A 14,467-nucleotide genomic window follows, 5' to 3' on the forward strand; every position below is an offset into this window, starting at 1 on the left:
CATGCACATCACCGTCGACAGCACCGAGGGCCCGCTCGACGTCCCGTCCCCCGAGCACCGCTGGACCGCGCTGTTCTTCATCACCGAGCCGGGCATCGGCGAGATCATTCCGGAGCTGGCGGGCTGCACGACCGGTCTGTGCTCCGTGCGCGACGACGCCGCCCGGTTCGCCCGCGCCGGAGTACGGGTACTCGGCGTCAGCGCCCACGCCCCGGGCCGGCTGGCCGAGTTCGCCGCCTCCCGCGCCCTGGGCTATCCGCTCGTCGGCGACGGGGAACTGGCCCTCGGGAGGGCCCTGGGCGTGCCCGAGGTGACGGCCGGCGGCCGAACGCTGTTCGCCCGTGCCGCGGTGGTCCTCGACGCCGCGGGTGAGGTGCGGGCCCTGCTGCACCCCGTACCCGAGCCCGAGCGTCACGCGGAACTCGTCCTGGACGCGATCGCGGAGCTGGAAGCGGACGAGGCCGGCCGTGCCTGACGGGAGCACCACGCGAGCCGGCCGGATACGGGCCCTGATCCCGGCCGCGGGGGCACCCCGGGCCCTCGCCCTGTCCACCTTCGTCGGCCAGACCGGCAGCGGGCTCTTCCTGCCCGTGAGCGCGCTGTTCTTCACCCGCTCGGTGGGGCTCGCCCCCACCCAGGTCGGTCTGGGCCTCGCCGTCGCCGGGCTGACCGGGCTGGCGGCCGCGGTGCCCATCGGACGCCTGGCGGACCGGGTCGGCGCCCGCGGCACGTACGCGGTCGCGCTGCTCGGCCAGGCGGCGGCGACGGCCTCCTTCGCGCTGGTCCACTCGCTGTGGACGTTCGTCCTGGTCTCCACGGTCGCCGCGCTCGCCGAACGCGGCGGCAGCGCCGCCCGCGGCGCCGTCATCGGAGCCATGGGCGAGGGCGAGGCCCGGGTACGGCTGCGGGCCCTGCTCAAGTCGGTGACCAACGCCGGTCTGAGCATCGGCACGGCGCTCGCCGCGCTGGCCCTCGCGGCCGACACCCGGGCCGCCTACCTCGCCGTCGTGTTCGTCAACGCCGCCACCTACGTCGGCGCCGCCCTGCCGCTGCTCCGGGTGCCGGCCGTCCCTCCCGCCGGCCGCGGCCCCGACGCCCCACCGCGCCGCGCCGTCCTGCGCAACCGCCCCTACACCCTGGTCACCCTGCTGTGCGGGCTCACCAGCATCCACTACGACGTGCTGTCCCTCGCCCTGCCGCTGTGGATCGCCGGGCACAGCGACGCCCCGCAGTGGAGCATCTCCGCGGTGATCCTGGCGAACACCGTCCTGGTGGTCCTGCTGCAGGTGCCGTTCTCCCGGGGCACCGGCACCGCGGCCACCGCCGCCGGCGCGGTGCGCCGCTCGGGCTGGGTGCTGTGGGCCGGGTGGGCCGTGATCGCCGGCGCCGCGTTCGCCGGTTCGCCCGCCGTCGCCGTCGGGCTGCTCGTGGTGGGCATGGTGTGCCACACGGCCGGCGAGCTGTGGCACTCGGCGGGCAGCTACGGGCTCAGCTACGAACTGGCCCCGGCCGGATCGCACGGCGAGTACCAGGGCTTCTTCTCCCTGGGCCGCGGGGCCACCGCGGCGCTGGCGCCCGTGGTGGTCACCACCGTGTGCCTGGCCGAAGGCTCCGACCGGCGGCCCGCCACCGGCTGGTTCCTGCTCGGCCTCGTCGTCGCCGCGGCCGCCTGGGCGGTGCCCGTGGCGACCCGCTGGGCCGAACGCGCCGCTCCGGCGGAGGCGGCCGCGCTCACCGACGCCCCGCAGGTCGTCGCCGCCCCGGCCGCCGCCGCGCCCGTCGCCGCCCCGGCCGCGAGCGGCGCCGGTCCCGACCGTACGCCCGTCCCCACCGCGGGACTTCCCCTCCAGGAGTCACGATGACCGCCCTCGCCCCCACGCCCACCGCACCGGCCGTGCTGGTCCTGGGCGGTGGCACCCGGCTGCCGAAGGCCCTGCGCGACCACGGCCTCCACGTCGTCTACGGCGGGGCGCCCGCCGAGTTCACCCCGTCGCACCACGACTCCTGCGACGAGGCACTGCTGCTGACCGGCGACGAGGACACCTGGGTGCGCCGGGCCGTGGCCCTGCACCGGCAGGTGCCGTTCGCCCGCGTGGTGACCGTACGCGAGAGGTTCCTGACCGCGGCGGCCCGGATCACCCACGCCCTGGGGCTGGAGGGCAACCCGCTGGACACCGTCCTGATGCTCAAGGACAAGTCCGCCATGCGGGAGGCCTTCGACCCGGAGCAGGACGAGAGCGCGGTCCGCGCGCGGGTGATGGACACGCCGGACGACGTCGACGCGTTCGTGGCGCGGGTCGGTCTGCCCGTCGTCCTCAAGCCGCGCGACGGCTCGGGCAGCGAGGGAATCGCCGTCCTCCGCGATGCCGAGGACGTGGCCGCCGCGCGCCACCGCGTCGCGGCACGGCCGGGCGTGCTCCTCGCCGAGGAGTTCCTGGCCGGACCGGAGTTCAGCGTCGAGACGTTCACCCACGGCGGCCACCACCGGCTCCTCGCCGTCACGGAGAAGTTCACCGGCGACAACGCCGTCGAGATCGGGCACGTCGTACCGGCGCGCGTCGGAGCCGGCGACCGTGCCGCGCTGGAAGGGGCCACCCGGCGCTTCCTCGACGCCGTCGGGCTCACCGAAGGTCCCGCCCACACCGAGGTCATCCTGACCCCCCGCGGCCCCCGCATCGTCGAGTCGCACAACCGGCCGGGCGGCGACGGCATCGTCGACCTCGTCCGGCACGTGACCGGACTCGACATCCGCGACCTCCTGGCCGCCCAGATCGCCGGAGCCCCGCTGCCCGAGGCCGCCGGCGAGCGCGCCGGCGCCGCGGCCACCTGGTTCCTGACCGCCGCCCCCGGCCTCGCCACCGCGGTGTCCGGCTGGGAGGAGGCCGCCGGCCGGCCCGGCGTGGTGGCGGCCCTCCCGGGCACACGGCCGGGCGACACGGTCACCGAGCTGCGCGGCTCCGACGACCGTTGCGGCTCGGTGACCGCGGTGGCCGCCACGGCCGACGACGCCCTCGACCGCGCCCGCGGAGCCCTCGCCCTGGTCTCCGTCCGCACCGAGCCGGTGCCCGCCCATCCGCACGTCCCCGAAAGCCGAGCGACCCGATGACCACGACGCCCTCGCCCACCGGCGCGCCGACCGACGCCCGGCCCGCAGGCCACCCCCTGCCCTCCGCCGCGACCGCGGTCCCCCCGTCCTCCACCGCGACGGACTCCCCGGCCCCCGGGCGGACCGCGGCCCCGGCTCCCGCGCCCCCCGATCCCGTGGTCCGGAACGCCCTCACCGCGCGCTACCTCGCCTCCCCGGCCGGCACCCGCGCGGTCTGGCCCGACGCACCCGACCAGGACCGGCTGGCCGCCGTGCACGACGGTCTGGAGGACCGCTTCCTGACCCGTCCGGTCTTCCTGGAGGCGGACGAGGTCACCCGCCTCGAACATGACCTGAACGGCACGATGGACCTGCTGTTCTCGCTCCCCGACCGGCTCTTCGGCGGCGACGCGCACGCCTTCGCCGCCGCCGTGGGCCTGCGCCCCGAACAGGCGGCGCTCGCCCTGCGCGTCCCCGGCCAGGAGCCCGCCCGGATCGGCCGCGCCGACCTGTACCACGACGGCTCCGGCTTCCGGCTGCTGGAGTTCAACCTCAGCAGCGCGCTCGGCGGCCTGGAGACCCCGGAACTCAACCACCTGCTGCTCGGCGACCCCACGCTGGCCGCGTTCGCGGAAGCGGAACGTCTCGACTTCCCGGACACCCTCGGCCACCTCGCCCGGCTCCTCACCGAGACCGCCGCGGCCTCCGGACGCCGCGCCGCCGCACCCCGGATCGCCGTCATGGACTGGCCCGCCGGATACGCCACGACGGAGCCCGAACTCCGCGCGGTGGCACGGCTCCTGGCCCGTTACGGCATCGAGGCCGTCGCCTGCCACACCGACCAGGTGCGCGAGACGAACGGCACGATCACCGTCGACGGCCTCCCCGTCGACCTGGTGCACCGCTTCTTCACACTCGGCGAACTGACCGCCGACGCCGGCTCGCTCCGGCGCGCCGAAGAACTCCTGGACGCCTTCGCCCGCTGCGGCGTCCCCGTACTCTCCCCGCTGCGGACGTCGCCGCACGGAAACAAGCGCGCCCTGTCCATGCTCTGGGAGGACCGCTGCCTGGCCACCTACGACCACGCCGAACGCGAACTGGTCGAACGCTTCCTGCCGTGGAGCCATCCGCTGCGGCCCGGCACCACCCGGATCCGCGGCGAGGAGACCGACCTGATCGCCCACTGTGTGCGCAACCGCCGCGATCTCGTCCTGAAGCCCTCGCACGGCCTGGGCGGCGTCGGCACCGTCCTCGGCCGCGGCGTCACCGACGAGGAGTGGACCGACGCGCTCTCCCAGGCGGCGCGGGGACGCTACATCGTCCAGGAACTCGTACGCCCGCAGCCCGAGATGTGCCACGATCCGGCGACCGGGGAGCCCGCCCCCTGGGTCGTCAACTGGGGCGCGTTCCTCATCGGACGCGCGTACGCCGGCGCCTTCCTGCGCGCGCTGCCCGCCGACCGGGCCGACGTCATCTCGTACGGCAACCAGGCGTACGCCGGCTGTGTCTTCCAGGCGGCCGCCGATGTCTGAGCTGCTGGCCCGCGCCGCGGCCGAGTTCGGCACCCCCGTCTGGGTCTACGACGCGGCCGCCGTCCGCCGCCGGATCGCACGGCTGTCGCGGTTCGACGTGATCCGCTACGCCCAGAAGGCCAACTCCAACATCCACCTTCTGCGCCTCATGCGGGAGGAGGGCGTCTGCGTCGACTCGGTCTCCCTGGGGGAGCTCGAACGCGCCCTCGCGGCCGGCTACCGCCCGGGCGGCGATCCCTCGCCCGTCGTCTTCACCGCCGACCTGCTCGACCGTGCGACCCTGCGACGCGTCACCGAGCTGCGGGTGCCGGTCAACGCCGGCTCGCCGGACATGCTCGAACAGCTCGGCCGGGTCTCACCGGGACATCCGGTCTGGATCCGGATCAATCCGGGCTTCGGGCACGGGCACAGCAACAAGACCAACACCGGCGGCCCGCACAGCAAGCACGGCATCTGGCACGAGGACCTCCGCGAGAGCCTGCGTCTGGTCGACGCGTACGGCCTCGACCTGGTCGGCCTCCACATGCACATCGGTTCCGGCGTCGACTACTCCCACCTGGAGAGCGTCTGCGAGGCCATGCTGAAGCAGGCGCGCCTCGCCGGCCGCGACCTCCGGGCCCTCTCGGCGGGCGGCGGCCTGTCCGTCCCGTACGGGCCGGGTGCGCCCGAGGTCGACGTGGACCGCTACTTCCGGGTCTGGGACGCGACCCGGAAGGAACTGGAGTCGGACCTCGGCCACGCCGTCCAGCTGGAGATCGAGCCGGGCCGCTACCTGACGGCGGACTCCGGCTCGCTGGTCTGCGAGGTCCGGGCCGAGAAGCGGATGGGCCCCAACCGCTTCGTCCTGGTCGACGCGGGCTTCAACGACCTGATGCGGCCGGCCCTGTACGGCAGCAGCCACCGCGTATCGGTCCTGTCCCCTGACGGCGCCCCGCGCGAGGGCACGCCCACGGACACCCTGCTGGCCGGCCCGCTGTGCGAATCGGGCGACGTCTTCACCCAGGCGGCCGACGGCACGGTGGAACCGATCCCCCTCCCGCCGGTGACGATCGGCGACCTCGCGGTCTTCCACGACACGGGCGCCTACGGCGCGAGCATGTCCTCCACCTACAACTCCCGCCCCCTGGCCCCGGAGGTGCTCGCGGAGGACGACACGCTCCGTCTGATCCGCCGCCGACAGACCATCGGGGACCTGATCGCCCTGGAGGAGAACACCCGGCCGGTCGCGGCCGTCGACAGTCGCTGATCAGAGGATGCCGGTCAGACCCTCGATCGCCGTCCGTGCCCACTCCTGCGCCCCCACCGCCGTACCGGCCACCACCCCGGTCGCGACCGGGGCCAGCGCTCCTCTCAGCATGGTGAGCGCGCGGCGGAGCCGGCCGCTCTCGGGGGCGTCCGGCCCGGAGATCGTCGCCAGCACTTCCCTGGCAGCGGACTCGGCGTCCTCGCGGTCCGGATCGGCGAGGCCGGCCTGGGGCAGCTCTCGGAGCAAGGTGGTGACCAACGTGGCGAGCGCCTCGAAGCCCGGGGCCACAGCGCCGTTGTTCTGCTGGTTCTGGGTGACGGTGTCGTTGTTCCAGGCGAACTGGGCGCCGGAGACCGCGCCGTTGAACACCGGCCCGTCGTGGTGGTCGCCGTGCTGCGGGTCGTTCATGTGTGGGAACCGTCCTCATTCGTCTGCTGCTGGTTGGCGTGGATGTTGTTCCACGCCAGCTGAGCGCCGTGGACCGGTGCGTTGAAGACCGGACCTTCGTAGTGGTTGACGATGGTCGGCGGACTTTCGGCGGACTGTGGGATCTGCTCGACGACCGGCAGCGACGTGCGGAGCGCGACGAGGTCGACGCGACCGTTGTTCTGCACGGCAACACCCTGTGTCCCGGTCACGGAACAGTCCACCATCCTGCCGCCGCACGTGCCGTCGAAGTACGCACCTCCGGCCGCGCAGTCGGCGAACTCGCCGTTCACGACGTCCAGGCGGGCGGAACCCGTCCCGTAGAGGCCGAACGCCTCCGAGCCGGTCACGGTGAGGTTCTTCGCGACGAGCCTCCCCTTGCCGAATCCGACGACCCCGCCGGAGCTCACCGCTTCGACCCGGCAGTCGTACGCGAACAGCTGAGCGTCCTCGCCCACGCCGAAGCCCAGCGGCCCGCGCTTCGCCACCACGCCCTTGAGCGTGACCCGGGACTGGCCGAGGACCTCCACCGCGGACATGCCGAAGTCATGGAACTCGGCGTCGGTGACATCGGCCGTGGTGCCTCCGTTGCCTCGGGTCTCCAGTCCCGACGGGCAGCGCTCCACCCGGACGTGTTCGAACAGGGCCCGGGCCTCGTCCCAGACCCGCAGTGCGACGCTCGTCAGGTCACCGATCTCGACCCGGGTGAAGCGGCCTCTGGCGGCATCCGTGACGGCGATGCCGACGTTGCCTCCCGAGATGCGACAGCCGTGGACCTCAGGAGCCCCGCCCTTGGTCGAGAAGACCCCGACGTTGCCCGCGGCGTGGACCTCGCAGTCCTCGAACCTGCCACGCCCCGACGTCTGGACGTTGATGCCGGTGTCGCGGCAGTCGGTGAACACGCAGTTCCGCACCACCGGGTCGGCACCACTCGCCACCGCGATCCCGTGTTGCGCATCGGTGACGCGCGTACCGTCCACGGAGCCCCGGGACTGCTCGATGAACATGATCGCTTCCGTGTGCACGGCGTCGATCGCGCAGCCGGTGACGATGAGCTCCGCCTGGGAGTCGGCCATGACGGCCGCCTTTCCGGTGCCCGTCAGCCTGCACCCGGTGACCTGGGCCCGTGCACCGCTGACCCGCACGCCGTGGATCATGCTTCCCCCGATCCAGCTGTCCCGTACCGCGACGCGAGCGCCTTCGATCACGGCGACCGCGTTGTCGGTGGCGTCGGTGAACCGGCACCGTTCGACGAGCCCGTCGGACCCGCTGAAGAGGGCTCTGCCGTGCAGGATCACGCTGTCCCTCAGCGTTACGGAGGTGTTCGGCCTCGCGTGCACGCTGACGCCGTTGTACGCCCGGATGTCCGCGCGTTCGAGCGTGAGCGTTCCCGCATGGCAGCCGACGACGTCGGCGTCGCGGCCGATCAGCACGAGGCCGTGCACACGAACCGACCCGAGGGTGTCGAGGACGGCACCGCGCGGCGGGCTCACCACCACGGAGCCCGGATCGCCGAGCGCGGCCAACCGGACGTCGCCCCGAACGGTGAGCGCCTCCTCGTAGCGACCGGGCGCGATCTCGATCAGCGCCGCGCGGCCGCGTCCGGCCGCGGCCGCCAGCGCGGACGTGATGTCAGGGTAGGCGCGACGACCGCCGTGCGGCGAGACGACGTACCTCGCGACCATGTCCCGTCCCCACGCCCGGCCCACTGGAGCCACCGATGTTACCCGTGCGGTCGCGAGCGGCCCCGTTCCCCGGGCAGAACGCCGGGCGTCGGCCGGGTCGTCCTTCTCCGCCAAGTCGGCCTCGGTCCGGCCGAGTTGCTGCGCCTCGGTGTGGGCCCCCGTGTGGGTTCAGCTGGTGAAGAATCCGGCGTCGAGCCCGATCCAGCCGGTGAGCTTGCGCTGGTCGAAGAGGACCAGCGAGCCGTCGGTGAGGACCTCCCAGCGGGCGGTGAGGGAGTCGGAGACCCCGGCGCCGCTGACTTGGCCGACCATGCCCTGGGTGCGGTTGGGGCGGATGTGCGGCGGGAGGGTCAGGATCTTCTCGCCGTTGGTCCACGGGGTGCCGTCGGCGCGGGACAGCCGGAGGTGGAGGTCGATGCGGTTGCCCAGCTGGCGGTACTGAGGAACGTAGTTGCCGGAGTTGGGGGTGTAGAGGGTGGAGTCGTAGTCCAGGTTGGTCCACGGCACGTGGTCGCCGGTGCCGTCGGTGGTGCTGGTGATGCCGTAGAGAGCCATGCGGCGCGGTCCTGGTTCTTGGGTGGCGAAGCCGAAGACGAGCTGTGGCCCGTCGGGCGTCTGGCGGACGGTGAGGGATTCGGTCTCGCGGTGGGAGAGATCGAGAGCGGTGGCGTTGAAGCGACGCTCGATCATCCGGCCGGTGGTGACGTCGTAGACGTTCCACCAGGAGTTGCCGGGACGCGGGTTGTCGACGCCGTAGGCGGCGCCCTCGTTCTGATGGACGAGGTCCCCGTACAGACACCAGGACTGGGTGCGGTAGAGGGCCGGGAAGCGGTACAGCGGGGTGAAGACGCGGCGCCTGAAGGCGTCGAGGTCGTAGACGCGGTACTCCCCGGCGCCGGACGTCCCGGTCCGCACCCCTATCCGGCCGTGGACGACGTCCAGGGACGGGGTGACGGCGGAGTGCTCCGGGACGGGGTCGAACACCTCGATCAGGCTGCTTCCCGCGTCGACGACGGCGTCGGGAGTGAACGCGACACGGCCGATGCGCTTGCCGTGGGCGAAGCCGCTGGTGACGGGGTCCGCGTCGGTCTCCAGCCACAGCCAGGGGCGGCCGTCGACGTGCTCGACGCCGAGTCCGCCGCCGTGGCCGACGCTCCTCAGGTACATGACGGCGCGGACGGTGCCGTCGGGAGTGACCTCGTTGACGCAGAGATCGCCCCGGCGATCGCGCTCGCTGCCGGGCACCGGAGCGGGCTCGTCGGTGAGTTGGCGGCCGTCACTGATGACCTGCGTCACGTAGGCCAGGCCGGTCACCGGATCGAAAGCGACCTGCTGGTGCACCCTGCCCTGGGTGAGCCGGATCTCCTTGCCGAACAGGTCGACGGGCTCGGCTCGCAGATCGAACCTGTGCTGCGCGTCCGCTCCGGCCGTCGGCAGGCTCTCGGCGACGGGCTCGGCCGCGAGGGCGACCCCGGGGCCGGTCGCCGTCTCGGCCCCCGCGGGGGCGAGGGCGGGAGCGGCGGCCGCGGCCGCAGCGGCGGTCAGGACGGTGCGGCGAGTCAGCGACATGTCGAGTGCTCTTCGCCGCCGGGCCGCGCGACCTTCGACGCGCTGCGGCACGGTATACGGGCGGAACGAATGGTCATAGGTGTGGAAGCCCCCTGCAAGATCATCACCAGTACGGTGCGCATCCTTGCATGTCGGCGCCGTCGCACGGAGGACGGTCGGGAGGAGCTGGATGTTCACGGCAAATCACGGAAGGGCCTCGGCCGTCCCGCGGGTGCTCACTACGGCTCGGGCGACTGTCTGAGGAGTGGATCGTCTGGTCTCCTCGGCATTTCTGGACGCTCCTGAAGGTGCCGGGGATCTCAGTGGGTGCTGTCCGGACTCCGACGGCGGGCGCGCAGGGACTCAGCGGCCGAGACCGGACAGTCCGTCGCCGAGGACGCTCGCTCCCAGAAGGAGCAGCACGATCACGGTGATCACGGTGCTGTTGGCGACCATGAACTGTCTGACGCTGTCCAGGAACGACGCGGCGCGCTGTCCGCCGACGAGATGAACACCGACGGCCCCCACCACGGTGCATGAGGCAATCAGTACGAAGACTGCGACTGCTGCGGCGAGGCCGACGTCGTGGACGCCGGTCTCGACGATCGAGGCGGTGGCCGACGCCGTCAGCATGAGGTTCTTGGGGTTGGCGCCGGACAACAGTGCCCCGAGGAGCAGCGCCCGTCCGGCCGTGGCTTCGTCGAGCCGGGCCATCCAGCGGGGTGCCTCCACCTGCTCACCGGCGCGCGGGCGATTCCACCACTTGCGTCCCCCCAGCACAATGAGGGCTGCTCCGGCCAGTACCCGTCCCCAGTCCGCGATCGCCGACGACGTGCTGTCAGGGTCGTCGGCCCCGCCGAAGAGCACCGCGACGAGCGTCGCCGCGATGCTGAGGCCGGTGATCCACCCGGCCGCGAACAGCAGGCCGTTGCGGCGGCCCTGCGAGCCGGAAAGGATCAGGACGATTGCGATCAGGGGGAAGGGACTGAGCGCGACCGCCAACGCAGCCGGCAGCATGGCCCCCATTGCCTGGCTGAGCAACGGATTCCTTTCACCTCGTGCGATCGTCGCCGACACCTGATGCTGCCCCACCAGGAGTGCCGGTGCTTTCCGAACTCGCCGACGTCACCCATCTGCGGAGCGGGCGCCCCACCAGCCTGTCGGCAGGAGCCCTCAGGGCGGCCCGCCAGGCCCGGGAGGCGAGCGATCCGCCGCCTCCTGGCACGTAGGTGGCACGGTCGCGATCATGCGGAAGGGCCGGCACCGGGGAAAGATCCCTGTGTGCCGGCCCTTCTTGCTGTGCCCCCGGCAGGATTCGAACCTGCGACACCCGCTTTAGGAGAGCGGTGCTCTATCCCCTGAGCTACGAAGGCGGGGTGTGTGGAAATCCGTGTGGAGGTTCCGGCGAGGATTCTCCACCCAAGACGACTACACGTCGGTGGTGCCTGGTCCCTGGCGTCAGGTGGGGCGGGGCGCGTGTCCCCGGCCCCTCCTGCGGGAAAGCCAGGAGAGGTACCGGGGACAGCCTAGCGGACGCGTGTGGTGATCCGCTGGGGTGATCACCACCGGGAGCGGATGGTGGCGTCGCCGGGGCCGGACCGCAGCCGCCGGGCGGCGGCCGCGGCCCCGTACCGGTTCTACGAGGTGTAGTACCCGGCGACGTCCGCGAGCAGGTCCACGGACCCGGCGTGGTTGTAGAAGTTCACCTTCCCGTTCACGACGGGTACGACGACCAGGTTGGGGATGGTCGTCCCGGCGGTGAAGTTCAGGTTCGACGCGGAGGAGCGTGCCACTCCGTCGGGGAACACGGAGACGAAGCTGCCCGCGGTCGGCGCGACGGCGGTCACGTTCATGATCACTGCCGTGACCCCGGTGGCCGGGATGCCGGGCCTGCCGGCGACTTCGAGGGTGACCGTCTCCTGAGCTCCGACCTTCGCCTTGGCCACGCCGGTCCCGTCCCGTGTGTCCATCAACCGTGTCGGAGCCAGCGGCCGGTACCCGGACCCGGTCGCGTCCATCGTGAAGTAACCGGCCAGGTCGGCGATCAGGTCCACCGATCCGGCGTGGTTGTAGAAGGTCACGTCACCGTCCTTCCCGACCGGGACGACGACGAGGTTCGGGATCGTCTGTCCGGCGCTGAAGTTCAGGTTCGACGCGGACGAGCGGATCTGGTCGCCGGGATGGACGGAGACGAAGCTCGCCGCGGTGGCCGACGTCGCCGTGACGTTGAGGACGACCGCCTTGACGTCGGTGCTGGGAATCCCGCCGGTGCCCGTCACCTTCAGGGTGACCGACCCCTGAGCCCCCACCTTCGCCTTGGCCACGCCCGTTCCGTCTCGGGTGTCCATCAGCCGGGTCGGTGCCGTCGGCTTGAAGGTGGCTCCCGAGCCGTCCGTGACGTAGTAGCCGGCCACGTCGGCGACGAGGTCGACGTAGCCCGCCTTGTTGTAGAAGTTCACGTAGCCGTTGATCACCGGCACGACCACCAGGTTGGGGATGGTCTGCCCCGCCTTGAAGTTGAGGTTGGAGGCCGATGTCCGGGGCGTGCCGTCCGGATAGACGGAGACGAAGCCGGCGGTGCTCGGACCGGTCGCCGTGACGTTCAGCACGACCGCGCTGACGCCGTTCGGCACGTAGCCCTGGGTGACGAGCAGCGGGACGGTCTCACCCGGGCCGACCTTGGCCCGGTGCGTGTTGATGCCGTAGCGCGTGTCCATCACGCGGGTCGGAGGGAGCGGCACGTAGCTGCCGAGGCCCGAGACGGCCGGCGTCACGGTGAACGTGCCGGCGGGATACACCTTGCCGAAAGCGGCGACGCGCACGTTCCAGTCGCCGGGGACGGCGACGCTCAGGCCCACGGTCACGGTCAGGGACCGGCCGTCGGGAGAGACTGCGACCGGCTTGGCCGTCAGTGTCCTGGCGTCCTTGGTCAGCTGCACCGTGTCCTTGATGCTCAGAGCGCTGCCGTGCACGGTGAGCGTCGCGAGCGAGCCGCGCGGCGCGGACGTCGGGGAGACGGAGGAGACGGACACCGGCACCCCGCCGCAGAGGCGTGTGGTGTACGCGTTGCATTCGACCTCGGCCCGGTAGGAGGTCCGGGTCGCGCTCCGTCCCAGCACCAGGATGCTCGGGGAAGGTGCCGTCGTGCCGGAGTCGCCGCCGAGCGTGCAGCGTGAGCCGCCCCGCTCGGAGCGGCAGGTGTCGTTCAGCTCCGCGTCCCACAGCGAGGCGACGGCCGTGTACGCCGTTCCCTCGGGGTCCTTGACCCATACCCAGAGGTCGTCGTTCGAGGCGGTGGGCAACGAGACGCAGTCGGCGACGTGCCCGTCGTCCAGCGTCCCCGTGACCGGTCCGTAGCCGTCGCGTAGGTTCAGCACCCTCGCACACTGCGGCGCCGGGCCCGCCGGTGTGGCGATACGCATCGCGTCCAGCCGGTACGTGGGTGACGGGCGGTAGGGGGCGGTCATGACCACCTGGTAGCGCGTCGCGCCGGTGACGGTGCACCCCCCGGCACACGGGGTCCCTCGGCCCGACCCGTCGTACGCGGTCGCCTGTGCCGTGGCGTCGAGGTACACCACGTCCCCGGCGTCGTCGGTGGTCACCTGGCGGCAGGAGACGGTGCCCGAGAAGCCGAGCGGGCCGCTCTGGGAGGAACCGCCCGCCGGGACGGCGGACTGCGCCGGGCAGCCCCGGGCGGTGCCGGTCACGTCGCGGCGCACGACGGAGAACTTGTCCCGGAGGGCGGTACGGACGAGCACCGTGTAGGCGGTGCCCGGCGCGAGGGCGCAGTCGGTGTCGCAGACACGCACGCCTTCCGCGTCCAGGACCGTGTGCTCGGCCTGGGACCAACGGGTGGGCTCGCCCGTGGCGGGCCCCGTGCTGATCCACGTGCCGTCGAGGGCCTCGGGCCGGATGAACTCGTGGGCGGAGTGGTCGTCCGCCGGAATCGTGAAGCAGTACGAGAAGACGTCGGCCGCCAGGGCGACGGTCGCCTTGGGGGTCGACGACGTGAAGTCGCCCGCGGGGACGGCCTGGCACTCGTCGGGCACGTCCGTGCGATGCAGCGCGAGGTGGTAGGTGCCGGTCGGCGCCACGGCGTCGGTGGTGGACACCAGCGCGCGGTGCGGGGCGGGGCCGGTCAGCTCGCAGGTGCGGGCGGCCAGCCCGCCCGCCGCGCAGATCTTCGTGCCCGTTCCGTCGACGACCTCCACCGTGTGCGGCGATTTCAGCGGCGTGAGGGCTTCCACGTGGGCTTCCGCGGGCAGGGACAGCGTGAGGCAGTCGATCGCACCGGGTGCCTCGAGAGCACCCGTGTGGCGGCCGGGTGCCATCGGGGAGCAGCCCTGCGTCGACGAGCGGTCGAGGATCAGTGTCGGCTGATCGGTGATCACCCGGTAGGTGCCGCCTGCTGTCAGCCGGCAGGCGCCCTCGGGGGCGCAGACGGCGGCACCGGCAGCGTCGTACACCGCCAGGCGGGCGCGTCGTCCCTCCACCGGCGCGACGCCGAACACGTCGTACGGGCCGGTGGTGGCCGCGGTGAACGCCTTGCAGGTCTCGGCCGACGTCGTGGCCGTCGGCGCGGTGCCGTACTCGTTCACCGGCACGGTCACGCAGTCGGCGAGGGCCGGCAGTTCCTCGGCGTGTGCCGTTCCGGCCGGACCGACCGGCAGGATCGGAAGCAAAAGGGACAGCACCAGCGTGAGTGCGGCGAGCAGAGCGGTGTACGGCGCGGATCTCGGCGCAGTAACCGGCGGTCTTGGCATTCCCGGTCCCCCCAGGAGCGGTGTCGTCGCGATCTTCGTCGCGGAGTTCGCCGCATGATCGCACGAGTGTCCGACAGGAGGCGCACCGGATTCCGCACGCCGTCCGGGACGGGTCCCGATCCGGTGCCCGGGCCGCTTCCTCCCCGTCGCGGAGCGTCCGGGTCGGGCGGGCTCCGCACGAG

The 14,467-nt window shown here is 72.6% G+C and carries 11 protein-coding genes and 1 tRNA gene; 6 read left to right on the plus strand and 6 right to left on the minus strand.

Features of this window, described 5'->3' with window-relative positions; translation table 11 throughout:
• Position 1: 1 nt before the first annotated feature.
• Genes ACGFZF_RS23555 through lysA form a run of 5 tightly spaced genes read left to right on the plus strand, consistent with a single transcriptional unit; the run spans position 2 to position 5,863 of the window.
• The gene (locus tag ACGFZF_RS23555) at positions 2 to 475 is read left to right on the plus strand and encodes a redoxin domain-containing protein (protein WP_393556989.1); all 474 of its coding nucleotides are present in this window, start codon (positions 2 to 4) and stop codon (positions 473 to 475) included.
• The gene (locus tag ACGFZF_RS23560) at positions 468 to 1,862 is read left to right on the plus strand and encodes an MFS transporter (RefSeq protein WP_393556991.1); all 1,395 of its coding nucleotides are present in this window, start codon (positions 468 to 470) and stop codon (positions 1,860 to 1,862) included. Before ACGFZF_RS23555 ends, ACGFZF_RS23560 begins: the two co-directional genes overlap by 8 nt.
• Positions 1,859 to 3,106, plus strand: coding sequence for an ATP-grasp domain-containing protein (locus ACGFZF_RS23565; RefSeq protein ID WP_393556993.1), 1,248 nt, complete (start codon positions 1,859 to 1,861; stop codon positions 3,104 to 3,106). The genes ACGFZF_RS23560 and ACGFZF_RS23565 overlap by 4 nt, the downstream gene beginning before the upstream one ends.
• Entirely contained in the window at positions 3,103 to 4,617 is a 1,515-nt protein-coding gene (locus ACGFZF_RS23570) for a hypothetical protein (RefSeq protein ID WP_393556995.1), read from the plus strand. The genes ACGFZF_RS23565 and ACGFZF_RS23570 overlap by 4 nt, the downstream gene beginning before the upstream one ends.
• A complete protein-coding gene (gene lysA / locus ACGFZF_RS23575) occupies positions 4,610 to 5,863 on the plus strand; it encodes a diaminopimelate decarboxylase (RefSeq protein ID WP_393556997.1) in 1,254 nt (417 codons plus the stop codon). Before ACGFZF_RS23570 ends, lysA begins: the two co-directional genes overlap by 8 nt.
• On the opposite strand, the gene ACGFZF_RS23580 is transcribed toward lysA, so the two are convergent.
• The 4 genes from ACGFZF_RS23580 to ACGFZF_RS23595 form a co-directional block, all read right to left on the minus strand.
• Positions 5,864 to 6,271, minus strand: coding sequence for a hypothetical protein (locus ACGFZF_RS23580; protein ID WP_393556999.1), 408 nt, complete (start codon positions 6,269 to 6,271; stop codon positions 5,864 to 5,866).
• Positions 6,268 to 8,088, minus strand: coding sequence for a right-handed parallel beta-helix repeat-containing protein (locus ACGFZF_RS23585; protein WP_393557001.1), 1,821 nt, complete (start codon positions 8,086 to 8,088; stop codon positions 6,268 to 6,270). The genes ACGFZF_RS23580 and ACGFZF_RS23585 overlap by 4 nt, the downstream gene beginning before the upstream one ends.
• Before the next feature lie 54 nt (positions 8,089 to 8,142).
• Positions 8,143 to 9,543, minus strand: coding sequence for a signaling protein (locus tag ACGFZF_RS23590; protein WP_393557003.1), 1,401 nt, complete (start codon positions 9,541 to 9,543; stop codon positions 8,143 to 8,145).
• Between the two features lie 342 nt (positions 9,544 to 9,885).
• On the minus strand, positions 9,886 to 10,563 hold the full coding sequence (locus ACGFZF_RS23595; RefSeq protein ID WP_393557005.1) for a GAP family protein: 678 nt from the start codon (positions 10,561 to 10,563) through the stop codon (positions 9,886 to 9,888).
• 62 nt (positions 10,564 to 10,625) lie between these two features.
• Here ACGFZF_RS23595 and ACGFZF_RS23600 point away from each other — a divergent pair, with 62 nt between their 5' ends.
• Entirely contained in the window at positions 10,626 to 10,751 is a 126-nt protein-coding gene (locus tag ACGFZF_RS23600) for a hypothetical protein (protein ID WP_393557007.1), read from the plus strand.
• A 71-nt stretch (positions 10,752 to 10,822) separates the two neighbouring features.
• On the opposite strand, the gene ACGFZF_RS23605 is transcribed toward ACGFZF_RS23600, so the two are convergent.
• Positions 10,823 to 10,895, minus strand: a tRNA-Arg gene (locus ACGFZF_RS23605).
• Positions 10,896 to 11,159: 264 nt separating this feature from the next.
• Positions 11,160 to 14,285, minus strand: a complete 3,126-nt coding sequence (locus ACGFZF_RS23610) for a hypothetical protein (RefSeq protein WP_393557009.1) — start codon at positions 14,283 to 14,285, stop codon at positions 11,160 to 11,162.
• Positions 14,286 to 14,467 lie beyond the last annotated feature (182 nt).

It is taken from the genome of Streptomyces sp. NPDC048338 (assembly GCF_043201055.1).
Taxonomy (GTDB): Bacteria; Actinomycetota; Actinomycetes; order Streptomycetales; family Streptomycetaceae; genus Streptomyces.